At 58.7% G+C, this 23,042-nt stretch carries 18 protein-coding genes and 1 pseudogene; 10 read left to right on the top strand and 9 right to left on the bottom strand.

Annotated features, from left to right (window positions below):
- Positions 1-89 precede the first annotated feature (89 nt).
- Together ACLBXN_RS06365 and ACLBXN_RS06360 are read right to left on the bottom strand one after the other, a co-directional pair.
- Positions 90-2,222 (bottom strand): TonB-dependent siderophore receptor, encoded by a 2,133-nt coding sequence (locus tag ACLBXN_RS06365; protein WP_447611533.1) that lies wholly within the window; start codon positions 2,220-2,222, stop codon positions 90-92.
- A 361-nt stretch (positions 2,223-2,583) separates the two neighbouring features.
- Entirely contained in the window at positions 2,584-3,663 is a 1,080-nt protein-coding gene (locus ACLBXN_RS06360) for an SDR family oxidoreductase (protein ID WP_447611532.1), read from the bottom strand.
- Positions 3,664-3,736: 73 nt separating this feature from the next.
- Here ACLBXN_RS06360 and ACLBXN_RS06355 point away from each other — a divergent pair, with 73 nt between their 5' ends.
- Positions 3,737-4,123 (top strand): MerR family transcriptional regulator, encoded by a 387-nt coding sequence (locus ACLBXN_RS06355; RefSeq protein ID WP_447611531.1) that lies wholly within the window; start codon positions 3,737-3,739, stop codon positions 4,121-4,123.
- A 334-nt stretch (positions 4,124-4,457) separates the two neighbouring features.
- Here ACLBXN_RS06355 and ACLBXN_RS06350 read toward each other — a convergent pair whose 3' ends face one another.
- Positions 4,458-5,372 (bottom strand): LysR substrate-binding domain-containing protein, encoded by a 915-nt coding sequence (locus tag ACLBXN_RS06350; RefSeq protein ID WP_447611530.1) that lies wholly within the window; start codon positions 5,370-5,372, stop codon positions 4,458-4,460.
- A gap of 152 nt (positions 5,373-5,524) precedes the next feature.
- On the opposite strand from ACLBXN_RS06350, the gene ACLBXN_RS06345 reads away from it, so the two are divergent.
- Positions 5,525-6,736, top strand: a complete 1,212-nt coding sequence (locus ACLBXN_RS06345; protein WP_447611529.1) for an MFS transporter — start codon at positions 5,525-5,527, stop codon at positions 6,734-6,736.
- A gap of 87 nt (positions 6,737-6,823) precedes the next feature.
- On the opposite strand, the pseudogene ACLBXN_RS06340 reads toward ACLBXN_RS06345, so the two are convergent.
- Positions 6,824-7,801: pseudogene (locus ACLBXN_RS06340) on the bottom strand (IS5 family transposase).
- Between the two features lie 224 nt (positions 7,802-8,025).
- Entirely contained in the window at positions 8,026-9,426 is a 1,401-nt protein-coding gene (locus tag ACLBXN_RS06335) for an aminotransferase-like domain-containing protein (protein ID WP_447611528.1), read from the bottom strand.
- Positions 9,427-9,597: 171 nt separating this feature from the next.
- On the opposite strand from ACLBXN_RS06335, the gene ACLBXN_RS06330 reads away from it, so the two are divergent.
- From ACLBXN_RS06330 to ACLBXN_RS06305, 6 genes are all read left to right on the top strand, one after another.
- Positions 9,598-10,887: a hydroxymethylglutaryl-CoA reductase, degradative gene (locus tag ACLBXN_RS06330; protein ID WP_447611527.1), complete on the top strand. Its 1,290-nt coding sequence runs from the start codon at positions 9,598-9,600 to the stop codon at positions 10,885-10,887.
- Between the two features lie 82 nt (positions 10,888-10,969).
- Positions 10,970-11,413 (top strand): hypothetical protein, encoded by a 444-nt coding sequence (locus tag ACLBXN_RS06325; protein ID WP_447611526.1) that lies wholly within the window; start codon positions 10,970-10,972, stop codon positions 11,411-11,413.
- A gap of 17 nt (positions 11,414-11,430) precedes the next feature.
- Positions 11,431-12,813, top strand: coding sequence for a tripartite tricarboxylate transporter permease (locus ACLBXN_RS06320; protein WP_447611525.1), 1,383 nt, complete (start codon positions 11,431-11,433; stop codon positions 12,811-12,813).
- A gap of 14 nt (positions 12,814-12,827) precedes the next feature.
- Positions 12,828-13,721 (top strand): hydroxymethylglutaryl-CoA lyase, encoded by an 894-nt coding sequence (locus tag ACLBXN_RS06315; RefSeq protein WP_447611524.1) that lies wholly within the window; start codon positions 12,828-12,830, stop codon positions 13,719-13,721.
- Between the two features lie 568 nt (positions 13,722-14,289).
- Positions 14,290-15,012 carry an SDR family oxidoreductase gene (locus tag ACLBXN_RS06310; RefSeq protein ID WP_447611523.1) on the top strand — a complete coding sequence of 241 codons (723 nt, stop codon included), beginning with the start codon at positions 14,290-14,292 and terminating at the stop codon, positions 15,010-15,012.
- 39 nt (positions 15,013-15,051) lie between these two features.
- The gene (locus tag ACLBXN_RS06305; protein ID WP_447611522.1) at positions 15,052-15,690 is read left to right on the top strand and encodes a hypothetical protein; all 639 of its coding nucleotides are present in this window, start codon (positions 15,052-15,054) and stop codon (positions 15,688-15,690) included.
- 18 nt (positions 15,691-15,708) lie between these two features.
- On the opposite strand, the gene ACLBXN_RS06300 is transcribed toward ACLBXN_RS06305, so the two are convergent.
- Entirely contained in the window at positions 15,709-16,626 is a 918-nt protein-coding gene (locus ACLBXN_RS06300; RefSeq protein ID WP_447611521.1) for a LysR substrate-binding domain-containing protein, read from the bottom strand.
- A 206-nt stretch (positions 16,627-16,832) separates the two neighbouring features.
- Between ACLBXN_RS06300 and ACLBXN_RS06295 the strand changes: the two genes are divergently transcribed.
- The gene (locus ACLBXN_RS06295; protein ID WP_447611520.1) at positions 16,833-17,813 is read left to right on the top strand and encodes a Bug family tripartite tricarboxylate transporter substrate binding protein; all 981 of its coding nucleotides are present in this window, start codon (positions 16,833-16,835) and stop codon (positions 17,811-17,813) included.
- 274 nt (positions 17,814-18,087) lie between these two features.
- Here the strand turns inward: ACLBXN_RS06295 and ACLBXN_RS06290 are convergent, their stop codons facing one another.
- The 3 genes from ACLBXN_RS06290 to ACLBXN_RS06280 all read right to left on the bottom strand — a co-directional run bounded on the left by ACLBXN_RS06290 (position 18,088) and on the right by ACLBXN_RS06280 (position 21,587).
- Positions 18,088-19,863, bottom strand: a complete 1,776-nt coding sequence (locus ACLBXN_RS06290) for a tannase/feruloyl esterase family alpha/beta hydrolase (protein WP_447611519.1) — start codon at positions 19,861-19,863, stop codon at positions 18,088-18,090.
- 26 nt (positions 19,864-19,889) lie between these two features.
- Positions 19,890-21,023, bottom strand: a complete 1,134-nt coding sequence (locus ACLBXN_RS06285) for a porin (protein WP_447611518.1) — start codon at positions 21,021-21,023, stop codon at positions 19,890-19,892.
- Between the two features lie 114 nt (positions 21,024-21,137).
- Positions 21,138-21,587, bottom strand: a complete 450-nt coding sequence (locus ACLBXN_RS06280; protein ID WP_447611517.1) for a nuclear transport factor 2 family protein — start codon at positions 21,585-21,587, stop codon at positions 21,138-21,140.
- Between the two features lie 249 nt (positions 21,588-21,836).
- Here ACLBXN_RS06280 and ACLBXN_RS06275 point away from each other — a divergent pair, with 249 nt between their 5' ends.
- A complete protein-coding gene (locus ACLBXN_RS06275) occupies positions 21,837-23,033 on the top strand; it encodes a LysR family transcriptional regulator (protein WP_447611516.1) in 1,197 nt (398 codons plus the stop codon).
- Positions 23,034-23,042: the final 9 nt, after the last annotated feature.

The raw sequence follows: 23,042 nt of genomic DNA, 5'->3' as shown, positions 1-23,042 counted from the left end.
CGGTTGCCGCTCGCCGGACCTGCAGCCCGCACGCGGATACAGCGCCTTGCGGCCTGGTTGCGCAGCGCAACAGCGAGCGCTGCATGACGTCAGAAGTCCATGACCGCGCGCAGCACGGCCTGACGGCGCTCGCCCAGCGAGACATAGATATTGCTGCCCGAGGAAACGACATAGTTCTTGTCGAACAGGTTCTTGATGTTCAGCTGCAGGCGCACGGGGCGGTTGTCCCAGCGGGTTTCGTAGGAGACAAAGGCATCGGCGACGTTGTAGGCATCGTTGTCGAAGGTGTTGGCTGCATCTCCGGCACGCTTGCCCACGTGGCGCACACCGGCACCAGCACGCCACTGACCGTAGCTGCTGCGCTCAAAGGTATAGGCCGCAAACACCGAGGCACTCTGGCGTGCCACATTGGCAAGGCGCTTGCCCTGCAGCTGCGGATCATCGGACACCCAGGCGTCGGTATAGGCATAGCTGCCTATGAGCTGCCACTGGCGGCTGATCTGACCGGCCACATCCACTTCCAGGCCGCGCGAGCGGGCGCCACCAGCGGCGCGGGTAGCCAAATCGCCGTTGACGGGAATCCTCACCGCCACATTGCGCTTGCGGATGTCGTAGAGCGCTGCCGTGGCGCTGATGCCGCGCGCCAGCTCCAGCTTGGCTCCTAGCTCCCAGGACTTGGCCTCTTCCGGCGGCAATGCGCCTATCACCGTACCCACGCTGCTTTGCGGCTTGAACGACTCGCTGTAGCTGCCATAGAAGGACCAGTTGGAATCAGGCTGCCACACCAGGCCCACGCGTGGCACGAACTGCCAGCCGTCGGAAGCACTGCCCACGACGAAAGGCCTGCCTTTGCCGGCTTCCTGGTCGTAGTGCAGCCAGCGGCCTCCGGCCTGCACCATCCACTGCTCGGACAAGCGGATATTGTCCTGGAAGAAAAACGCCTGCTGTCTGATCTTGTCGCGCTGGTCGCTGTCTGCCGCGCTGATGGTGGTGGAATACGGTAGCAGGCCATAGACCGGGTTATAGACATTGAAGCCGGTGCTGTTGCTGCCGCGAATCAGGTCGCGTCGGTAGATATCGCTGTCTTCGATGTCCAGACCAGTCAGTATCTCGTGGTGGACGCCGCCCCACTGCAGATTGCCCTGCAAGTTCAGCTGGGCCACATGCTGCTGGCTGAGCGCTCCGCGCGTGCCGTCCGGGCGGCGGGTGAGCACGCCGGTAACCGGGTTCAGCGATACCGGGCGGGCCTGGTAGTCGTCATAGCGATTGCGGTTGTAGCTATAGGTGGCGTTGAGCTTCCACTGCGAATTCAGCGTGTGCTGGCCCTGGACGGTGAAAAAATCCGAATCCCCGATGGTGCGGTTATAGGCTTCGTCGAGGCGGCGGCGCGGGTCGATGGCCACAGGCTTGCCGGTGCGGCTGTCGATGACGGTGCCGCGGTCAAAGGGCTGCTCGTATTCGGTGTGCTCATAGGACATGCGCACATAGGTGTCGCGGCCATACCAGGCCAGCGAAGGCGCGATCACGGTCTGCTTGTTGACGCCGAAGTTGCGCCAGTAATCCACATGGCTGGTGTCGGCGATCAGGCGGTAAGCCAGGCCCTTGTTGCCGATGGGGCCGGTGAGGTCCACCGAAGCACCACCGCCGCCATAGCTGGACGCGCTCAGCGCAGCCTGACCCGCAAATTCGAGTTGCGGCTTCTTGGTGACCATATTTACCACACCGCCCGGATCCATGCTGCCGTAAAGAATGGAGGACGGTCCCTTGAGCACTTCCACGCGATCGGTGGTGTAGGTCAGATTTCGCGCCAGCACGGTGCGCACGCCGTCGCGCAATATGGAGCCGTCGCGATTGAAGCCGAAGCCACGCTTGATCAGCGCATCCTGCGTGCCGCCCAGGGTGTTGGCCTGGGTGATGCCGCTGACATAGTGGAGCGCCTCGTCGATATTGCGCACCTGCTGGTCCTGCAGCACCTGTGCCGGCACTACAGCCACCGCCTGGGGCAGATCGCGCAGCACGGCATCGGAGCGTGTGGCCGTGGTCGCGCGCTTGGGCTGGTAGCCGATTTCCTGGGCTTTCTCCTGCACGATGACCTCGGGCAATTGGTGCTGCTCGGCCGTGGGCTGGGTCTGGGTTTCGGTTGTGGTCTGTGCCAGAGCGGGCACGGCAGCACAGGCGGCCAGGCCATAAAGGCCCAGTGTGGTGCGAAGAGAGAGGGTCACGATGGCGTGGCGAGAGGAGATGCCGCAGGCTGCCGGCACAAGCCAGCTCGATAAGGGCTGGCCACTGGTTTTGAAAGATGCTTGAGGGTGTGATTCTAATTCATTCTCATTTACATCAGCACACAAAAGCCGGCTTAGAACTCAGCCCGCGCAAGGGATTTGCAAGTCCTTGCACCTGCTGCAACGGCCGGCTGGCAAGCCGCGGATATTACGGCGACCTGCCCGATGCAGCCTGGGCTGACCGGTGTTGCAGCGCATCTACTGGCACTCGCTGCGGCACGCCCTGAAGCAGGCTGCCCCATGTGCGTCATGGGTTGTGCATTCCGCTGCCGTCAGGGGCTTTGCTCCCCGAAGAAGGCAATCAGCGGACCTTGTTCCCGGCCAGGCCGCAGGAGCTGACGAACGCTGCCGTGTGCTGCAACGCCCGGCCTATGTCCGGCTTGGCGATCCCATGCCGCATGGAAAATTGCTCCAAGGCAGTCGTCTCGAAACGGGTGGTCTGTATGAAGTCCAGGGCTTCGGCGCTGGTATTGAGGAAACGCGCGACCGCAGGCATGCGCAGCAGCAGCCTCAGCAATGGCAGCGGAACATGATGCCTGGGAGGCTTCAGGCCCATGGCTTGCGCGAGCTCTGCCAGCAGCTCTCGCAAGCTCGGGGTCTGGGCATCCAGCGCCAGCAACTCCTGGCCCGCCATGGCGGGATCGAAGGCACAAGCCGCCACCAGCTCGGCCAGGTGATCCACGGTCACCAGCGGCAGCCAATGCTCGGCCGTACCGGGCACGGCAGCAAGCTTGCCCTGCGCAAGATTGCGTATCAGCACCACCAGCGGCTGAGCGCCAAGAATATGGCCGCTGCGGCTGTGGCCACAGACTGTGGCGGGGTGGACCACAGTCATCTGCGCGTCCTTGGCTGCCATGAGCTCCAGGGTCGCAAAATATGCCTCCAGCTTGCTCGCCTCGTAAGCACCGACCTGCCGGTAGACGGTTGGCCAGTTTGTCAGCTCCGGTCGGCGAGGATCTATGCCTATGCGTTGCAGATGGTCATGGTTTTTCAACATATAGCCGCCTACCATGACCAAGCGGCTGTTTTGCCCGGCCGCCAGCAGCGCCACGCGCTTTGCCCCCTGCACATTCACGGCGCGAGCCTGCTTTTGTGAAAGCCCCCAGGCGAAGTGGGCACCAAGGTGGAATACGACCCGGGCCTGCTTCAACACCGCCTGGTCGGCAGGACCGATCCCCAGCCCTTCCCTTTCCAGGTCGCCGGCAACCGCAAATATCCGGCTTGCCGCCCCTCCCAGCTTGTTGACCTGCTCGCGCAATTCAGCCAAACGCTCGGGCTGACGCATCAGGACTCTGACGTTGTGAGCTTTCGCACTCAGGTTCGCCAGCAAATATTGACCGATGAAACCGGTCCCCCCCGTGACAAAGCACTCCGCACTCATTTCCCCGCTCCTTGGTTTGGTGAGGAATCAAATGTAGAGTGTCGACCTCACTCTATAGTCAAGCGGTATTTTCATGAGAATCGGCGAACTCGAAGCCCGCAGCGGCGCCAGCCGCCACACCTTGCGCTACTACGAGCAGATCGGCCTGATCTCGCCCATGCGACGAAGCAACAACTACCGCGTCTATACCGCGCAAACACTGCAGGAGCTGGACTTTATCCAGCGCGCCCAAAGCATGGGGTTCTCGCTAGCGGAAATAGGCCAGATTCTGGATGCGCAGCGGAATCAGACTATCGATTGCGCCGAGGGTGCCAAGCTCATCGAAAAAAAGATGGCAGAAATCCGGCAGAAAATCACCGACCTCAAAAGCATCTATCGGTATCTCGATGAAGAGCGGGCAAACCTCGAAGCCAGTGCTGCCAGGCAACTTGAACTGAGGCAACTGAGCGCATCGAACTGAGCTGCAGCCATACGGAAGACGCTGCCAACCGGCCTCGAGCCCCGCCCTGGTGTTTTCTGAAATCTTGCGCCCATGCACGCTCAGCCACTGCCGCCAGTCGGGGCCGGGGTGCCCGCACATCAGGAACAGCCCCCGAAACTGTGCCTCAAAGACCGCAATCGGTCCCGTCCTGTGTGCCACACAGGCGGCAAGAAGCACAGGGTTTTCTCTAGATTGTTCTTCTCATTAAGGTTCGTCGCAGTACTTTCACAGTTTCTTTGCTCGCAAAGTTCGTCGATAACATGAAAGCGGAATTGCATAGTCAAGGAAAAGAAAAGGCTTGCGAAATATGGCGCTAACCTCTCCCAGTCCTCGTGAGATGTGTGTGTAGGAAATCTAGAAACACCTGCACCTTTTTGGAATACCGACGATTGGGAAGGTAAGCTGCATAGACGCAAACGCCTTGCTCCTGGGGGTTGATTTCATAGTCTTCAAAAAGCCGCTGCAGGCGTCCGGCGCGTACGTCCTCCCGGATCAGCCACTCAGCAAGCAGCGAAACGCCCAATCCGTCTAGCACAGCCTCGCGCAGAATGTCCGCGTTGTTCGCGGCCAGACGTCCCTGCACCTCCACGTGCTGCACTTGTCCGTCGCGGCGAAGGAACGACCAGCGCTGCGGGCCGGACTGGTAGCTGAATCGCAGACATTCGTGCTTCGTCAATTCTTCGGGCGTCAAAGGAGCGCCGTGGCGCTCCAGGTAGTCTTGGCTTGCCACCGCATAGCGTCGGTGCTCTGCCAGATTGCGCACGATCAACTGGGGCTGCAAGGCCGGCGTGCCGATGCGGACCGCGACATCGATCCGTTCCGAGACCAGGTCAACATGCGTATCGGACAGCACCAGGTCCAGTGAAACGCGCGGGTTCTCACGCAGAAAGCCTGGGATATAAGGCCCCAGACAAAGACGCGCGAAGGTCACCGGAAGGGATACCCGCAGGGGGCCGACCGCCTCCGCCCCTGTGTCCGACACGCTGCTGTCCGCCTCCTCCAGATCCGACAACACCCTGGAGACTTGCTCCATGTAGGCCGCCCCGGCGTCTGTGAGCGTTACCCGACGCGTCGTCCGAGTCAGCAGCGCAGTGCCAAGCGACTCCTCCAGACCACCGATCAGCCGCGTGACCGAGGATGTCGCGACCCCCAGTCGCCGCGCGGCTTTGGAGAAGCCACCCGACTCAGCCACGTCCAAAAAGGCGCGCAGGGCATGCAATTTATCCATATTGATCTTTGCATTATTCGCAATGGTTGATTGCGATGATTATGCATTCATTTATATGAATGCAAAGATTAATCTTCCTCCTGCCGTGTCCGCACAGGCCATGCCAGAAACCATCGCATGGCTCACCGCCCAACATTTTCAGGACTACCACCATGACCTCCGTTAACGCAACTGCCGACAAGAACCTGACACCTGCCGCACCCTCCGGGCTCCGGCTTCCCCTGATCTTCATGCTAGCCAGCGGTGCCGGCCTGTCGGTCGCTTCGCTGTACTACAGTCAACCCATGCTGGGCGTGCTGGGATCGGACATCGGTGCCTCGACCCAGTCGGTCGGGCTGTTGCCCACGTTGACACAGCTGGGCTATGCCCTGGGCATCCTCTTTCTGGCGCCGCTGGGCGACCGGCATGACCGCAGAAAGATCATTCTGACCAAGGCCGTCGTCCTGTTTGCAGCCTTGCTGCTCGCGGCACTGTCACCTTCGCTAATGACTCTGCTGGTCGCCAGCATGGTGATCGGTCTGTCAGCGACTATGGCGCAGGACATCGTTCCGGCAGCCGCAACGCTGGCACCACCGTCGCACCGCGGCAAGATCGTGGGCACGGTGATGACCGGCCTGCTGCTAGGCATCTTGCTGTCACGGGTGGTCAGCGGTTTCGTCGCAGAGCACTGGAGCTGGCGGGCCATGTTCGGCGGCGCTGCCTTGAGCATTGCGTTGGTGGGCCTGGCCGCATGGCGCCAGCTGCCGCGCTTTCAGCCCACCACGCACCTCTCCTACTTCGCTCTGTTGCAATCACTCGGCACGCTGTGGAAGCAACATACAGCGCTGCGTCGTTCCACCTGGGCCCAGGGTCTGTTGTCCATCGGTTTCAGCGCCTTTTGGTCCACCCTGGCGGTCATGCTGCATGGTGAGCCTTTCCATCTGGGAGCGGCAGCAGCAGGCGCTTTCGGACTGGCCGGAGCGGCCGGAGCCCTGGCTGCGCCTGTTGCCGGACGCATCGCCGACCGCTACGGCTCGCCGCTCGTCACCCGCCTGGGTGCTGGCCTGGTCGCTGTGTCCTTCGCGGCCATGGCACTGGCACCGCTCATGGCGCCCGACGCCCAACTGTGTCTGCTGGTCTTGAGCGCCATTGGTTTCGACCTGGGCATTCAGGCCTCGCTGGTCGCCCATCAGACCATCGTCTACGGCATCGATGCCAGCGCTCGCAGCCGTCTCAACGCGGTACTGTTCACCGGCATGTTCATTGGTATGGCCATCGGGTCAGCACTGGCTGCCTGGCTGTTCGCACAGTTCGGCTGGATGGCGGTGACTGCATTGGCAACGACCACGGCACTGGCTGCACTTGTACTGCGTCTGAGAAGCTAGTCTAAAGATGACTCACTGCAAGGTCGACTTAGCAGCAGTTTGGTTAAGCGCAAATTGTCCGTCTGACTTTGATCAAAGCAGCCAACCTTATTGCATCGCAGGAATTAGGCTCCTCCCTTCGCTGAGCCATGCATCAGCTTCCATCGCACTCCATACAACCTCACTCACATCATGCGTGCTCGCGATGGCGGCTCTAATGTGCAGTTCGTTGACCTTCCGCTCAAACGTGCGTGACATCGCTCGTTCACCCAGCCACTTGACGCAGTTCATCTTGGTCTCTACCAGGCTACGCCGGTGGTAACCACTCCAGCTTTTCCAGAGCTTGCGACCGAAGCGCTTGCATGCGGCACTAGACGCGTTGCGGCGTGCAAAAGCATCACCTTTGCGCACTCTGGCATTCTTTCTCGGGGGAATGATGGGCGTGGCATTGCGCTGAATGACCGCCGCATGCACGAGCTTCGTGTCATAAGAGCCATCGCCTGTCACTGTCAGCAGTGGCTCCTCGGCAGGAACCTGCTCCAGCAACTACGGCAACACTGCAGCGTCAGTGCATTGTTAGAAGCAACGCAGATAGCCCGTGCCTGCAGCGTTTGCGCATCAATACCGATGTGCAGCTTGCGCCATTGGCGGCAGCGCTCTGGCCCATGCTTTTTTGCACTTCCACTCGCCTTCGCCAAGGAACTTGATGCCTGTGGAGTCAACCAGTAGGTGCAGACCGGCTGCGCTAGAGCGGTACGCCACCTACACATCCAGACTGCGTTGGCGGCGACACAATGTACTGAAGTCGGGAATTGGCCACAGCAGTCCAGACAGCGCTAGTCGTGACTGAACAAAGCCCGTGGTCTGGCGCAAGGCCAATCCAAAGAGGTTCTTGATGGTCAGGCAAAAATGAATGGCCGCACAGGAGAACTTCGGGCTGCGCATGCGTTTGCCGCTGGCAGGGGCAAACCGAGACATGGTCTTGTCCAGCCAGATTCTCAGGGAGCCGCGAGCCTTAAATGCTGCGTTGTACTGCTTCCAGTTGGTGCTGCGGTAGCGAGGCTCGGGCGACGCGGGCTGACTCATCGCTCGATGACTACCCGAGGGCAGCAGGCGATTTATGCAGCAACGCCGCAACGGTCACTAAAAGTGATCTCCGGCTGAACGACTGCGGGACACCAATATCGGCCATTCACTGACGCTAGTGCTTGGCACAATAGCGCGGCTCGGGTTCCTTAACGGCACTTTTCGGACTGCGAGCAAACAGCGTTGTGAACAATGACCGGTGTCATCAGCATGGCTGAGAGTGGCTAGCGCATCGCCTGCATTGCTCTGTAGGCCACCTCAAAGCGGGGGTCCAGCATGGCACCTACATTGCAGCGCGACCAAGGCGATGTCTGGCTCGGATCGAGATTGAAAACATGGCCCGGAGCCATGGTGACTTTGTGGGCAAGCAAACGTTCGGCTAGACGCACGGCATCGGGGTTGCCGGGGAACGTAGCCCAGAGGTAAAGCGACTGAGGGTTACGCGCAAACACCTCGCAGTTGTGCGCCTCCAACCAATCCAGCGCCTGCTGCGTTGCCTTGCCCAGACGTTGGCGCAAGCGCACGAGATGCCGTTCGTAATGGCCTTCGCGGAGCATCACATCGACCATGCGCTCGCAGTATTCGGACCCGCTCACATGGATCAGTGATCGCAAATCTGCAAGGTCGCTGGCTAAAGCATCGCTGCACGCGATGAATCCCACGCGAAGGGCCGCAGAAAACGACTTGGAAAAACTGCCGATGTAGATCGTGCGCTCCAGCTGATCCAGCGTAGACAAGCGCACCGACGAGGTCGGCTTGAAGTCAGCCAATGGGTCGTTCTCCACCAGCAAGAGATTGTGCCGTTCTGCAAGCTGAAGAACACGGTAAGCCTTGGCCGCGCTGATGTCTGAACCGGTGGGGTTGTGCGCCACAGACTGGGTGAAAAACAGACGAGGGCGCTCAGTCAACAGTAGTTGCTCCAGAGCCTGGACATCGGGGCCATCGGCTTGCCTGGGGACTCCCAGCACGCGCGCTCCTGCCAGCTTGAGCTTGCCGAACAGCAGGTAGTAGCCGGGATCGTCCACCAGCACCGTCGCGCCGGGAGGGACGAAGTAGCGAATCACCAGATCCATGGCTTCGTTCGCGCCTTGGGTCAGGACCAGTTGCTGAGGTGAGACTCCCAGGCCGAACACGCCCAGCTTGCGCACCAGGCTGTCGCGCAGCGGCGCATAGCCGAAGCGGCTGCCATAGCGAAACAAGGACCCTAGTCCGGTTCGCACCACTTTCTGGTGATAGCGATCCATGCGCATATCGGCCAGCCACTCTATGGGCGGAAATCCATCGCCCAGCGCGACCGCATCTGGTTGGGTCTTGAGTTGCTCGCGCATCAACCAGACCACATCCATCGCACGGTTGAGCTGGCCTGCGTCCTCATCCTGAGGTGCATGGCGTGCCTGCACTTGAACATAGAACCCAGAGCCGCGCCGGGACTCCACCAGACCGCGCGAGACCAAAAGATCAAAGGCTGCCACCACGGTGTTTTTGGCGTAACTGTGCAAATGTGCCAGCTCACGCAAGGACGGCAGCTTGTCCCCTGCACGATACACACCATCGGTTATTTGCTGCCCTATCAAATCAGCCAAACGCTCTGCAATAGGGGCCTGACGCTTGCTACCACCCGCCATTCAAGTCTCCTGGATCGTGAGCCGTCAGTATGTATGCAGATGGGTCTAATGTTGCATTGCGGCAGTACTGTTCTTGCAAACTGTACCTGTATTAAAAGGTACAGTTTGAATAAATTATCGGCCAACCGTCCCCTTGTATTGATATCCAGATTTGGATCTGTAGGAGTTTTCATGGCCGTCGATTCGCGTCTTCCCAATTTCCGAGCTCTCACCCCCGCACAGCGCTGGGAGCATGTCGCCACCGCATGCAATCTCAGTGCCGAAGAGCGCAATCTACTGACCCAGGCGGGCGCCCTGCCCGCCACCTTGGCTGACGGCATGATCGAAAATGTGGTGGGCACGTTCGAACTACCCATGGGCGTCGCAGGCAACTTCCGCATCAACGGCCGCGACGTGCTGATTCCGCTCGCGGTGGAAGAGCCTTCAATCATTGCAGCTGCATCGTATATGGCCAAGCTGGCCCGTGACGACGGAGGCTTTGAAACATCGAGCACCTTGCCGCTGATGCGTGCGCAAGTGCAAATCGTCGGCATCAGCGACCCCTATGGTGCAAGACTGGCGTTGTTCAAGGCCCGCGATGAGATCCTCGCGCAAGCCAATAGTCGAGACAAGGTGCTGATCAGCCTGGGCGGTGGCTGCAAGGACATCGAAATCCACGTCTTCCCCGATTCTCCACGCGGCCCTATGGTCGTGATGCACTTGATCGTGGACGTGCGCGACGCCATGGGTGCCAACACCGTGAACACCATGGCCGAATCAGTCTCGCCACTGGTGGAGAAAATTACCGGTGGTTCGGTGCGCCTGCGCATTCTCTCGAACCTGGCAGACCTGCGCCTGGCCCGTGCTCGTGTACGCCTGACACCGCAAACCTTGGCAACCAAAGAGCGCAGCGGCGAAGCAATTATTGAAGGCGTGCTCGACGCCTACACTTTCGCCGCCATTGATCCCTACCGCGCCGCTACCCACAACAAGGGCATCATGAACGGTATCGACCCCGTCATCGTCGCTACAGGCAACGATTGGCGCGCGGTGGAAGCAGGTGCCCATGCCTATGCCAGCCGCAACGGCCAATACACCTCGCTGACGCACTGGGAAAAAGACAATGCCGGCGCCTTGGTGGGAACGATCGAGCTGCCCATGCCCGTGGGCATGGTGGGCGGTGCCACCAAGACCCATCCGCTGGCGCGCCTGGCGCTCAAGATCATGGAGGTGAAGTCTGCCCAGGAACTGGGCGAGATTGCCGCCGCCGTGGGTCTTGCCCAGAACCTGGGTGCTTTGCGCGCGCTGGCCACCGAAGGCATTCAGCGCGGCCATATGGCACTTCACGCTCGCAATATTGCACTGGTCGCAGGTGCCGTGGGTGAAGAAGTAGAGATCGTCGCCAAACGCCTGGCTGCCGAGCATGACGTGCGCACCGATCGCGCCCTGGAAGTGCTGCAAGAAATTCGCGCCCAGCGCTAAGCATCCTCAGCCTCGCCAGGCACATCCGGGCGAGGCTTTTCTTACCCGAAACGGGAACAACAACAAGCAAGGAGACAAGGCTATGAGTTCCGACAAGCAAGCCTCGCACTGGCAACTCGCTGAGGTCTGGGGTGATACCGTTGACCTGAAGCACCTGAGCTGGTCCATCCTGATCGGCATCGGCATCAGCGTGCTCGGCTTTTTTGCAGCCATCCGTTGGCTGAGCTCGGTGGTCGAATCCAAACAGCTGGCACATGCGTACGCCATGCTCGCCGGCCTGGCCGGCTGTGTGCTGGCTGGCGTTATTTGCGCCCGCATCTTCCCTCCTAAACGTGTGGTGACCGAAGAGGACATCTTCAGCGACCCCGAGTGGCGCGCCGAGGTGCTGCGTGAATTGGAGCAGCAGCCCGGTGGTCTTGGTTCGGTGTCTGACCTGCCCCCAGTCGTGGTGCAGGAGCTCAAGGAACTCAAGCTCTATGAGCTTTTCGTCACGCCCGGCACATCCAGAAGCCGTGATGGCCAGTAGCCCAAGGAGTACACGGCATGGATCCTCAACTCATTGAACAAATCGGCGTCGCTGCGGGCATGGGCCTGATCGGCGCCATCGTCTTTGCTGCAATCGGACTGGTTTCCGGCACCGACGAAACCACTACACTCGCACCACTCACCCTGCTTGTCGTTTTGCTCGGCGTTCCGCCCGCAGGTGTCTTTACCTTCTTTCTGGCTGGTGCCGTTGCCAAGCACATGACCCATGCCGTTCCGACAGCACTGCTGGGAATTCCCGGAGATACACTCGCCACGCCTTTGCTGCAGGATGCAGACTTGCTGCGCAAACTGGGCGTGCCGCATATTGCCTTACGCAAAATGGTCTCGGGCGCCATCGTCGCGGCCTTTGTTGCCGTGCCGCTGGCGGTGCTGTTTGCCGTGATGTTGGCGCCGTTCGGCTCAACCATTACCAAGACTGCACCCTGGATTTTTCTAGCCGCAGCCGTGCTGATTGCTTATTTCTCCAAAGGCCGCTGGGGGGCAATTGCCTTGCTCGTGCCTTTTGTGGTGGTGATTCTGGCTCTGCAGGCACTGACTGCCAAGTACGACACCAAGCTCAGCATCAGCTACTTCCTGGGTATCGCCATTGGACCTCTGGTTGCTGATCTTTTTACCGTCATGGCGCCCGCAGGCCGCAAGAGCATGTTGCGCGACAAGGTTCGCCAGTTCAACCTGGCTCCTGATGTCAAAGGTTGGTCAGGCTATTTCCCCAATCCACTCAAGGTACTGGATCGAACCCAGACACGTTGGACATTGACGACTGCCGCCATTTCCAGCGCAACCTTTGTATTCAGCCCTGTGGCCATGACCGTGGTGCTGGGCGAGTTGGTGGGCTCTCGCATCAAACACGCTTATCACCGCCTGACCACGGTGCTGAGCGCTCGTAACGGCGTGACAGAAGCCACCTACATTGCTGAAGCACTGATTCCGCTGATCGCCTTTGGCTTGCCCTTGAGTCCTGTGGCTGCCGGCCCTGCTGCACCATTGTTCAATGCACCTCCACGCTTTACGGTGGATGCTGCCACGGGCCAGACCCACAATCTGCACAACCTGCTGAGCCACTGGGAGTTTCTGGGCTACGGCATGTTGTCGGTGTTGCTTGCCGCAGTGGTGTCCTATCCGTTTGCAATGAACTACGCGCGCCGTGCTGCACTGTTTGTCTCGCGCAAAGTCAGCCACGAAGCCATCATTGCCACCTTTGTCGGCCTGATCATCGTGATCAGCGTCTGGGAAGGCGGTCTGCTGGGCCTGCTGGTTATCTTGACCATGGGCCTCATGGGTGGCTTGCTCTCACGCACCTTCGGCTTTAACACTGGCGTGCAGTTCATGGGCTATTACACAGCCGTGCTCAGCGTTCCTGCGCTGCTCAAGCTGTTCTGAAAGCGAGGGCCGCAATGTCGAATGCATCAGACCGCCGGGTCAAGATCGTGGAAGTCGGGCCACGCGACGGCCTGCAAAACGAAAAGCTGCCGGTGCCATTGAATGTCAAGATCGAGTTGATCAACCAGCTCAGCCGCGCAGGCCTGCGCTTTATCGAAGCGGCTTCATTTGTGTCGCCCAAATGGGTGCCGCAAATGGCCGGCAGCGCCGAAGTGATGGCCTTGATCGACCGTAGCCCTGGAGTTCGTTACAGCGCACTGACGCCCAATCTGCAAGGACTGGAGGCTGCTCTGACTGCTCACTGTGACGAGGTGGCGGTCTTTGGTGCGGCTTCGGAAACCTTCTCGCAACGCAATATCAATTGCAGCATTGCGCAGAGTCTGGATCGCTTCAGGCCTGTGGTGCAGAGGGCGCTGGAGGCCGGCATCCCTGTGCGTGGCTATGTGTCCTGCGTGTTGGGTTGTCCCTATGAAGGCGATGTGGCTGCAGAGGCAGTCTTGCAGGTTGCGCAAGAGCTTTTGGCCATGGGGTGTCATGAGATTTCTCTGGGCGATACGATTGGCTGCGGCTCGCCCGAGTCCACACGCAAGCTGCTGGAAGTCTGCCTCAGGGACATTCCCAGCGCGCGTCTGGCGGGCCATTTTCACGATACCTATGGTATGGCGGAAGCCAATGTCTGTACTTCGCTGGAGATGGGACTGCGCACTTTTGATAGCTCTGTGGCAGGCCTGGGCGGCTGCCCCTATGCCCAGGGTGCTTCAGGTAATCTGGCCACCGAAAAGCTGCTCCATGCTTTGCATGCAATGGGCTATGAAACCGGCGTGAATATGTCCAAGATTCAAGCCGCTGGTCGTTATATCCGACAAGTATTGAGCGATTTGCATAGCCAGCAAGTGGATCAACTCTGAAACCGTAGTTCTACATAAAATATCAGCGCAAAAAGGCCCGGAGATCGTAGATCTATGGGCCTTTTTCTTTGGGGCAATCAACGCCCACTAGTAGAGCAAGTCTAAACATCTACACGCAAGTTCTGCTACACGTTGCAGCAGCCGTTGGTGCCTCTGAAATGAGCTGCCTCAACCTAGCAGAAGCCCTCACCAAAGACAATGCCGTCAAGGATTGCTCCTGGCCGAACTCAGTCAGTCACGACCAGCAGCCTGGTCAGCCACAACCGGCACACGCGGTCAGTTTGACCAGAATACGCAGCCGATGGGAAGAATCGCACTAGCGGCCACCGCCATGCTATATCGCCTCGTCGTTAGGCCCTCTATCGCGCGCCAATTAGCCTGAATTCACCTGTATCGCCTAGGTTTCCCTCTAAGGGCCATAACCTGATGCTATGACCCTTGCACGTCAAAGAATTGGCTTGATTTCGCCGTCCCTCCTACTATTTCCGCAGGCATTTCAGCCATTCGGAAACAGTGGAGCGGAGGCCTCAAAAGCCCCGTGTCCACATGAGAAATCAGGGGACACTCAATGCATACACCCACCAGCTTGGTCACCGGCGGCAGCGGGGCTATAGGCTCTGCCCTCATCCAACTTCTTGCGGCCCAGGGCCACAAGGTCATCAATCTGTCTCTGGACGAACCTAGCGAACCTCTACCAGCAGTGACCTACTGCGTGGACCTTATGGATCGAGAGGCCACCGCGCGAACTTTGGAGCAGATTGCAAACGAACACAAGGTCGACCACCTGGTGAACAACGCAGGCATCAGTTATCAGACTACGATCGAGACGCTCTCACTTGATCGCATGCAGCAGATGGTGGAAATTCATAACCGTGCTGCCCTGCAGTGCCTGCAGGCCCTCATTCCCGGGATGAAAGCCAGAGGCTACGGACGCATCGTCCAAATCGGCAGCCGCATGATGCTAGGCCGTCAGGGGCGATTGATCTACAGCATGGTCAAGGCCGGCCTGCTGGGCATGTCCCGTAGCCTGGCGCTTGAAGTCGCCCCGCATGGGATTACCGTCAACATGGTCAGCCCGGGGCCCATAGAGACGCCGTTCTTCCGCCAGGTCCACCCACCGGGTGCTGAGCAGACTGTGAAGCTGCTGTCGGGCATTCCCGTGGGCCGCATAGGCACGGCCGAGGACGTGGCCAACGCCGTCGCTTTCTTTCTGCAGCCTTCATCCGGTTTCATCACGGGGCAGAACCTATTTGTCTGCGGCGGCGGAAGCATCGGCACTTCGAATGTCTGAGTCAACGCACATTTCCCTTCCACTATTCGAGTCATCGCAATGAGCCAAATTCCCGATCCCACCATGCCCGGCGAGATTTTCCGCAGCCAGCAGTTCCAACACGCAGACAATCGCCCGGGCCTACTGTTCCGTGAAGACTGGGCCGAAACGCCGGCAGCGATGCCGATCACTCAAGAGCATGTGGCCAATCCCGACCTGCTGCTGGCCACCTATGGCCCGGGCAAGGAATGGCTGAAGAAAAGCAACCATGCGCTGCCGCTCAGCGATCCGTTCTATGCCTACACGGGCTTTTGCAAGCTGCCCGCAGCCCTCACGTTGCGCCACCGCAGCCTGTTCGCAGATCTCACTGGCTATGCCAAGATCCGCTGGCGCACCAAGCAGACGCATTTCCATCGGCTGCATGTACTCCTGAAGTTGGCCGACGGCTCCTGGCTGATCAGCGAGAAATCGATAGGTGCGAGCGAAGACTGGCAGGAAAGCGAGTTCTCGCTGTTCGGCCTGATCTGGCACCGCTTTGCACCCGACATCATGGTCGTCTACCCACCGGTCGCCAACCCCGACCTGAGCCGCGTCGACGAGATCGGCTTCACCGATCTGATGGTCGGCACTGGCAAGGCTGATGCAGGCGGTTCGCGCGTGGACTGGATCGAAGTTCACGGCCGCGCAGTGCCGCGTTAAACCTACGGCATCAGTGACTCAACTGAGCGCTGATGCCAGGGTGCTCCAGCCTGCAGTGCCTGCAACTGATCCTGCACCAGCCCCAAGAACTGTTGGCCGATGCTCGACAGCGGCTGGCTGAGGTTGCTGGCACTGTAGATTGGAAATCTGTGGAGCCCCAGGAACAGGCACGAACACCAGATCGTGCTGTTTGAAGGCAAGCGCCGAAAGGTCATCCACGATGGCCACCCCTGCTCCCGCAGCCGCCATGGCACAGGCGGCATTACCGGATCTAACCTCCACACAGGCCTGGCGACCTCCCCCCTGCTGTTCCATCCACAAGTCAATCAGTTTGGTTTGCGGGGCTTCATGGCTATATACGATTAGTCTCTGGCTCAAGGCTTCGCCCAAGCTGAACTCGGGACGATCTGCCAAAGGATGTCCACTAGGCAACGCAAACAACATCGACCAATGTCCGATGACCCGAACATCCAAAGCAGGATGTTCCAGGGGAGCCGTGGAAATTGCTAAGTCAGCCTCCTCGGACAACAGGAGCCTGGATATCTCACGGGTCGGCAGCGATTCAAAGCAAACTTTGATGTTTGGCTTCTCGTCCAAAAGCTGAGCTGTAGCCCTGGGCACTGCTTCTAGGCCGACACTGGCGCTCGCGATCACCCTGAGCATGGTGTTTTCTGCATAGCTCAGACGGCTAGCAATGTCCTGCAGATGGTGTACGCCCCGATAGACATTCTCAACTTCAGCATATAGCGCGCGAGCCTTTGCCGTCGCAACTACCCGACCATTACGGCGCTCGAACAAAGCGACGCCAAGTTGAATCTCTAGGTGTCGAATGAGGCGGCTCACACCCGGCTGAGAGACATGAAGCAGCTTTGCCGCATCTGTCATGGAGCCTGTCAGCATGACGGCTCGAAACACCTCTATCTGTCGAAGATTCATATGTCAGTTAATACGACTGCAATGGTCGTTCTCGCAGCCCACAAGCTGCTTTCACCCAGGAAAACCCTGAGTGAGAACCTGAGGTTATGGTGCGCAAACGCATTGGTATTGGTGCAGCCTCCCAGCTTTTTTTAGGATTATCTCCCATGATTTCGGGCCTCGGTGTCCGATGAATATCAGTCCCAAAACAGAAGTAGGAGACAGCTTTGAAGCATCTATCCAGAAGGACATTGCTTACCGCAATGAGCATTTCACTCGGCGGGTTCATCAGCACTGTCCAGGCGCAGCCTTATCCAGCCAAGGTCACTAACATCATCGTCGGCTTCGCACCTGGCGGATCCGCCGACATCATCGCGCGCATCGTGGCACAGGAACTCACCAGCTCTCTGGGACACCCCGTCATCGTAGACAACCGCCCAGGTGCAGCCGGCGCGATCGCTAGCACGGCCGTCGCTACTGCTCCTGCTGATGGCTATACCCTGCTGTTGACCACCGCCGGCATTGCAGGCAGCAATGCTCTATATCCCAAACTGAAATACGACACCCTCAAGAGTTTCAGCCCTGTTGCCAATCTGGGAGCATCGCCCATCGTCGTGGTTGTGCCTAGTGGGTCGCCATTCAAGAGCCTGCATGACATATTGACAGCCGCCCGCAAGACGCCCGGGAAGCTTAACTACGCAGCAGGTGCCGGTGGTGCAACGACCCCTGCGATGGCTGCAGAGTTCCTCAAGAATAAAACCAAGACCAGCATGCAATTGATTCCGTACAAAGGTTCAGGACCTGCGCTTGTGTCCTTAATGGGCGGTGAGTTGGATTTCGCCTTTGACATCCCATCCAGTGCTCTGCCTCTGATGCGTGGCGGAAAACTACGCGCATTGGCCGTAACGACCAAGGCCCGATCGGCCACACTGCCCGATGTACCCACCGTGGCCGAAACAGAGATTCCTGGCTTCGAGGTCACCGGCTGGTTCGGCATCATGGCTCCTGCGGGCACCCCCACCGAGGTCATTGCTCGTCTAAACAAAGATATCAATGCCGCGCTGGTAAAGCCGGCTATACGTGAACGCCTGCTGTCACTTGGAATTGAGCACACACCTTCTACCCCGGCAGCCTTTGGTCAGATCATTGCTTCAGACGTCAAACGATACAGCGATGCTATTCGTGAGCTAGGCATCCACGCAGAGTAGCCAGAGGAGTGCCTTTGTGCGTGCTGCGATGCTGTGCACAACAAATGACAGCGAAGTTAGCGCACGTCTTTCAGCACACTGCGTCGACGAACAGGCTGCTTTCTGCACCACTGCGACCTCCGTAGCCAACTTCGCTGATAACGCAACGGGCTCGATCGAGCCCATTGCTTATCCGTCAAAAATATTGAATCAGGGGCGCTATTGTGATGCCTTCTGAGGTCGGGACATCAATATCAACAGGCCCTATAGAGAAGGTCCAGCGAGCAGAAGCTTCTCACATTGGTCGGCAAGCATAATTAGTAGCCAATGCGCCGCCTTGAGGCGTGCTGCCAATGTAGTGAGGATACGATCCAAAGCGGCACATGGGCTTGGAAGACACAAGGTCAAAGGGCGGCAATGGTTTGCGGCTAGTCAGCAACAAATCATTAGCCGGCTTCTTATCCTTTTCCACCCAGTCATCAATCAGACCAATGAAGTCAATGGCACCTGGCGTTCCATAGGTCGGTGCATTGGCAGATCCTGCTGGCAAACCAGCTGATGTATGGGGCAATCCAGGCACGGCATAAGCCATGAAGAACTGATCGACTTTCTCCTGTCCCATTTTTGCCACCACCGAATCGTAGTAATCGATACCAGTCTGGGGACTGTTACCCTTATCCGAAAGGTTCTCGCGCATGATCAACTTGCCTCCTCGCGCATGGAACGCGCTGAGATCGGGATCCGTCATGTCCATCCACTGCGAAAGCTGCTTCAGTCTTGCTTTATGGTCTTCGGCTTTGAAGTCAAGCGGATTGTATTTCGCGTCTTTTGTCACGAAGTAGCGAACCAAGCTCCCTCCTACAGAGTAGCTGCGCCCTCCTCCCACTGCGTCGGGATTTGCACCGGGAGCTACCGTGCCTGTAACCCAACGCTCAAATGCACCGTCAACGGCTTCACTGCCGTACAGGTATCCAGGATAAGACTGCAGCTGATTGGCCAATGTGAAGGGATAGCGTTGCCCGCCATATGTCCAACGCAGCGTCGCTAGCTGTGCGTCTGAAAAGCAGGAATTTCCTTCATCGTTGCCACTGGAGCATCTGAGGGATGCAATTGCGGCCTCAGCAAGGGGCCGACAGGCCTTGTAGTTGCTGACGACCTGATCCTCAATGCCATCAATAGCATCGCAAGCCTTTCGGACCGTGTCATGCAAGAGCTGGACTTTGCCACCCAGCCAAGCTCCAGGCTGGCTTTGCACCTGGCCCATGCTTAACTGGAATTGCCATAAGCCCATCAACCGAATAACCGGGTCTATGACAACGATTCCGTCAAAGTCTGCCGGATAGCGCTGTGCCATCAGCATGCCTTCGCGGCCGCCTTCAGAGCCTCCGATGTAGTAGGCTTTGAGTGCTCGGTGTCCATAGAACCGCTCCGACAACTGAACGCCCACATCACGCGTTTTCTTGTACGCGGCATAGGCATAGTTTGTCAACGCTTCATCATTGAGAGCGAAGGCTCCTGCATCCACGTCGGCCGAAACTTGGTGCCCTGAATCTGTGCCAAGAGTCATATAGCCCCTTGTAAGCGGCAGCGGCGTCTCAGGGCCATCTGCACGGCCTGGCCCAAGCCCAGTCACCAAGGTCCCGTTGAGTCCGCCACCGCCCATTTGCACGCTCTTGCCATTCCACGAAACGGGCAGGTTAACCTGGGATTTGATCAACGGCGCCGTCGTATCTACAGGACGAATATCGATCAACAACTCGCAGTAATCTGGCGTTGCTGCAACCATTGCCGTTCCGGCCGCATTAGGAGCTTCAGACACTGCAGCTCGATACGTTGCCTTGGTGACAACCGCTCCTTGAGTCGGCTCGGCAATGCGCGCTGCATCAACCTGAGTACTCTGCAATGCCGCGCAGGTCTTGGCTGCGTCCTTTACAACCAGTGGCGTGGTAAATCCCGAACTACTGTCGTCGCCGCCACAGCCCGCCAACAACAAGCTTGCGGCAATAGAAATCGAGCCCAAGTAAAAGCTGTGAGTTGTTTTCAAAGAAGGCATGTTTTTGATTCGTTGCATGGTGAGTGTCCTGTTTGGCTCGAGACTTAGAACGAATGCTTCAAACCCAGCATCACACCAGTTTGAGAATCTCCCGCGAGCGGGTTGCCTCCTACAGCAGCTGAACTGACGGAAATGGCCAAACGTTTTCCATTGTTTATGTGCGCGACCTGGGCATACGCAGCCGTTCGCTTGGAGAACTTGTAGGTGCCGCGCAATGCAGCCAGTGTCGAATGATCGCCGCCCTGCGAATAGCGCAGCTGCTGTATTTGCCCGTCTACGGTAACGGCTGTAGACGGACTCCAGGAAAGTCCCGCCCAAGCCAGGTTGCTGCGTCGAGTCGCGCCATTGGTAAGCGCTGCTGCTGCAGCCGCGTCGTTGTCACGGCGAATCACGCCAGCCCCGAATTTGAGCGAAGGAGTCAGCGAGGCATAGCCATTGAGCATGATGCGCCGGTCCTTCATGTCCGAACGCACCAGCCCCGCAAAAGCGCCTGCGCCGCCACGCATCTCGTCAACAGCTATCGCCGCCCCCCAAGGAGCACTGTCGTACTTGAGCATGGCAGACCACTGGCGGCAAGCCTGCCTGTCCGTGCTCGATTCCCCTGCGCAATTGGCCCCTGATGGACTGGGACCAGCGTTGACCGTATCACGTCCGAAACTGTAGGAAGTTCCCAGACTCCAGGCTCCAAAGCGGCCGCGGTAGGCCAGCGAATTATCGGTGCGTGTATTGGGAATGTAGCTGTCCAGGCTGCTGAGTCCGAAGGCATTGGGCCCCAGCAGATCAGCATCGAACAGAGCCCAGTACAGCATGGTGTAGTTCCGTCCCACCGATACGCTCCCCCAGCCTCCACTCAAGCCGACCCAAGCTTGACGCCCGAAGCCACGACCACCTTGGTTGAGGGTTCCGGAATCCACGCCGAATCCCGACTCCAGCGCAAATTCGGCGTTCAGACCACCGCCCAGATCCTCCTTGCCGCGAACGCCCCAGCGCGAGGGCGCCGTACCGGTCAACCCAGGCATTCTCGTCAACGACCCTCCGCCCTGCACATTGCTTAGGTGCTCAATTCCAGTATCCAGGTGTCCATACAGCGTGACCGAAGAACCGGTCTGAGCCTGCGCCCCCATGGCTGCAGCCAACGATATCGAAGCTAACAGCACTGGATTGAAGTGATGTTTCATGTTTTTTGTCTCCTGTTGATGTAGTAATAAAAGTCAGCACGCCGCAACGCCACCCCCATCTTTAGAGTGTTAGCTGCAGATGCTCTGCGGAAAAATGTGAGAAATGCGCCTAATTCAGGGCGCCAGCGCTTCGTGGAACATGACAAAGCGCGCCTCGCGCCGTGCAATCAACCAATGGCCATCGGCAGTGCGGCAAAAGTGGTCGTTGAACTCACCCAGCAGTTGTCGCGCATGGGCCTTACGACCATGCACTGTCACCGGCTCCGAGTCGTCACAAGACCAAAGCAGCACCTGACTATGTGCGCTGGCGGTGTCCGCTCCTTGCATTTCGACCAGGATATTGGTGAGCAAATGTCGCGTCATGCGGCCGGTTGTTCGCTTCTGATAGGCAGCTGCAATGGCACTGCGACCCTCCAATGGTTCACCATTAGGGCGCTGAAGCACGGCATCTTCGACAAACAACTGTGAGAAGCGCAGGGCATCTCCAGCGTCGGCGTAGGCCGCAGCACGTAAAACCAGATCAATGCAAGCCTGTCGGTTCAGCTGCTGCAGGTCGTTGTTCATCACTTGTCTCCTCGGATCGGCCGTCTCAGTTATGCCGTTTTTATTTGAGACCCAAGGATTCCACGAGCCAGCATTTAGAGCCAATGCCACCATCCATTCAATCAATGCGTTTTACTTATGGGGCAATGACACCAAGGACTGCCGTTACGCTAATCTAGACGGGCCATGAACCTTCCATCCCTATCTCCGCCAAGCGTCATTACGCATGAGACATCGCATTTTCCGGATTTGGCCAGCCAGTTGAGATCCATGCGAGCTGCACTGACTGTTGTGCGTCAAGGTAGCACCATTCGCGCTGCGCAGACGATGCACCTATCCCAGCCAGCTGTTGCAAGGTCAGTGCTGCAGCTTGAGGAGGCCTGCGGGCTTCCGCTTTTCATTCGCGGTGCACGCGGCATGATGCCGACCGCACTGGGAAATCAACTGGCTGCACGTATCGAGACAATGCTCCAGCATCTTGGCAGCGGAGCCGCCGAAGCTCAGGCCGCATCAGCCCTCACAACGCGGCGTTCTTCATTGCCTCACCGCTTCGCAGAGGTGGTGCCTCCTGGGCATTTACGAGCCCTGCTGGCTATCGCCCGCTGCGGCAGTGAGTCCCTCGCGGCGCAGGAGATAGGCGTCACACAGCCATCCATACATGCTGCGCTACAAGGCCTGGAAGCCAGCCTGGGCATGCAGCTGTTTTACAAGCTCACCTTCGGAACTAGGCTCACACCGTCGGGAGAAGCTCTGCTGCGGCGAGTCAAATTGGCTTTGGCGGAAATCAGGGACATGGAAAGCGATATCTCGGCCTGGCATGGTCAGATCAAGGGGCGTGTGGTGGTCGGGGTATTGCCGCTGTCCGTGGGCATATTTTTGCCAAGTGCCGTAGACATGCTCTCCGCAAGTCACCCCGACATTGAGATCAGCATCGTTGACGGCACCTACGAAAGCCTGATGCAAGGCCTTATGAGTGCAGATATTGATGTCATTGCCGGCGCGCTGCGTGCACAAGTGCCAGGGGATGAGGTGCAGCAGCTTCAGATGTTCGACGACGACCTGGTTGTCGTCGCCCCCAGCGATCACGAAAGCCTGCAGCGTGAGCAACTGACACTCAGAGAGCTGCTGCAATGGCAATGGGTTACACCATTGCCCAACACACCGGCAGACAGTGCAATGGTCAAGCTATTCCGCTCGCACGGCCTGGAGCCGCCGCGCAGCAATCTCCGAGCGAGCAGCCCGACCATGACGCTGGCATTCGTGTTGCAGACGGGCAGGCTGGCCCTAGCCTCGCGCGGACAGGCCATGCGGGACGACCATGGCGGCCTGCTGTCTATCTTGCCCGTGGAACTGCCCTCCACTCGCCGAGGCATTGGCCTTGCGATACGTGCACAGGGAACCGCCTCACAGAATCTGGAACTGTTCATACGGGCCTGCCGCCAGACCATGGCGGACATGCCCAGATAGTTCATTCGC

Source organism: Comamonas sp. C24C, from assembly GCF_053345995.1.
Note: the sequence above shows the minus strand (reverse complement) of the source record. Positions and strands in the feature narration are given on the sequence as shown.

What these genes read in the sequence shown, in the direction of transcription:
- ACLBXN_RS06360 (WP_447611532.1), bottom strand. Translation starts at nt 3,663, where the DNA reads ATGAGTGCGGAGTGCTTTGTCACGGGGGGGACCGGTTTCATCGGTCAA.
- ACLBXN_RS06350 (WP_447611530.1), bottom strand. Translation starts at nt 5,372, where the DNA reads ATGGATAAATTGCATGCCCTGCGCGCCTTTTTGGACGTGGCTGAGTCG.
- ACLBXN_RS06335 (WP_447611528.1), bottom strand. Translation starts at nt 9,426, where the DNA reads ATGGCGGGTGGTAGCAAGCGTCAGGCCCCTATTGCAGAGCGTTTGGCT.
- ACLBXN_RS06330 (WP_447611527.1), top strand. Translation starts at nt 9,598, where the DNA reads ATGGCCGTCGATTCGCGTCTTCCCAATTTCCGAGCTCTCACCCCCGCA.
- ACLBXN_RS06315 (WP_447611524.1), top strand. Translation starts at nt 12,828, where the DNA reads ATGTCGAATGCATCAGACCGCCGGGTCAAGATCGTGGAAGTCGGGCCA.
- ACLBXN_RS06305 (WP_447611522.1), top strand. Translation starts at nt 15,052, where the DNA reads ATGAGCCAAATTCCCGATCCCACCATGCCCGGCGAGATTTTCCGCAGC.
- ACLBXN_RS06290 (WP_447611519.1), bottom strand. Translation starts at nt 19,863, where the DNA reads ATGCAACGAATCAAAAACATGCCTTCTTTGAAAACAACTCACAGCTTT.
- ACLBXN_RS06355 (WP_447611531.1), top strand. Translation starts at nt 3,737, where the DNA reads ATGAGAATCGGCGAACTCGAAGCCCGCAGCGGCGCCAGCCGCCACACC.
- ACLBXN_RS06280 (WP_447611517.1), bottom strand. Translation starts at nt 21,587, where the DNA reads ATGAACAACGACCTGCAGCAGCTGAACCGACAGGCTTGCATTGATCTG.
- ACLBXN_RS06345 (WP_447611529.1), top strand. Translation starts at nt 5,525, where the DNA reads ATGACCTCCGTTAACGCAACTGCCGACAAGAACCTGACACCTGCCGCA.
- ACLBXN_RS06325 (WP_447611526.1), top strand. Translation starts at nt 10,970, where the DNA reads ATGAGTTCCGACAAGCAAGCCTCGCACTGGCAACTCGCTGAGGTCTGG.
- ACLBXN_RS06320 (WP_447611525.1), top strand. Translation starts at nt 11,431, where the DNA reads ATGGATCCTCAACTCATTGAACAAATCGGCGTCGCTGCGGGCATGGGC.
- ACLBXN_RS06275 (WP_447611516.1), top strand. Translation starts at nt 21,837, where the DNA reads ATGCGAGCTGCACTGACTGTTGTGCGTCAAGGTAGCACCATTCGCGCT.
- ACLBXN_RS06310 (WP_447611523.1), top strand. Translation starts at nt 14,290, where the DNA reads ATGCATACACCCACCAGCTTGGTCACCGGCGGCAGCGGGGCTATAGGC.
- ACLBXN_RS06285 (WP_447611518.1), bottom strand. Translation starts at nt 21,023, where the DNA reads ATGAAACATCACTTCAATCCAGTGCTGTTAGCTTCGATATCGTTGGCT.
- ACLBXN_RS06300 (WP_447611521.1), bottom strand. Translation starts at nt 16,626, where the DNA reads ATGAATCTTCGACAGATAGAGGTGTTTCGAGCCGTCATGCTGACAGGC.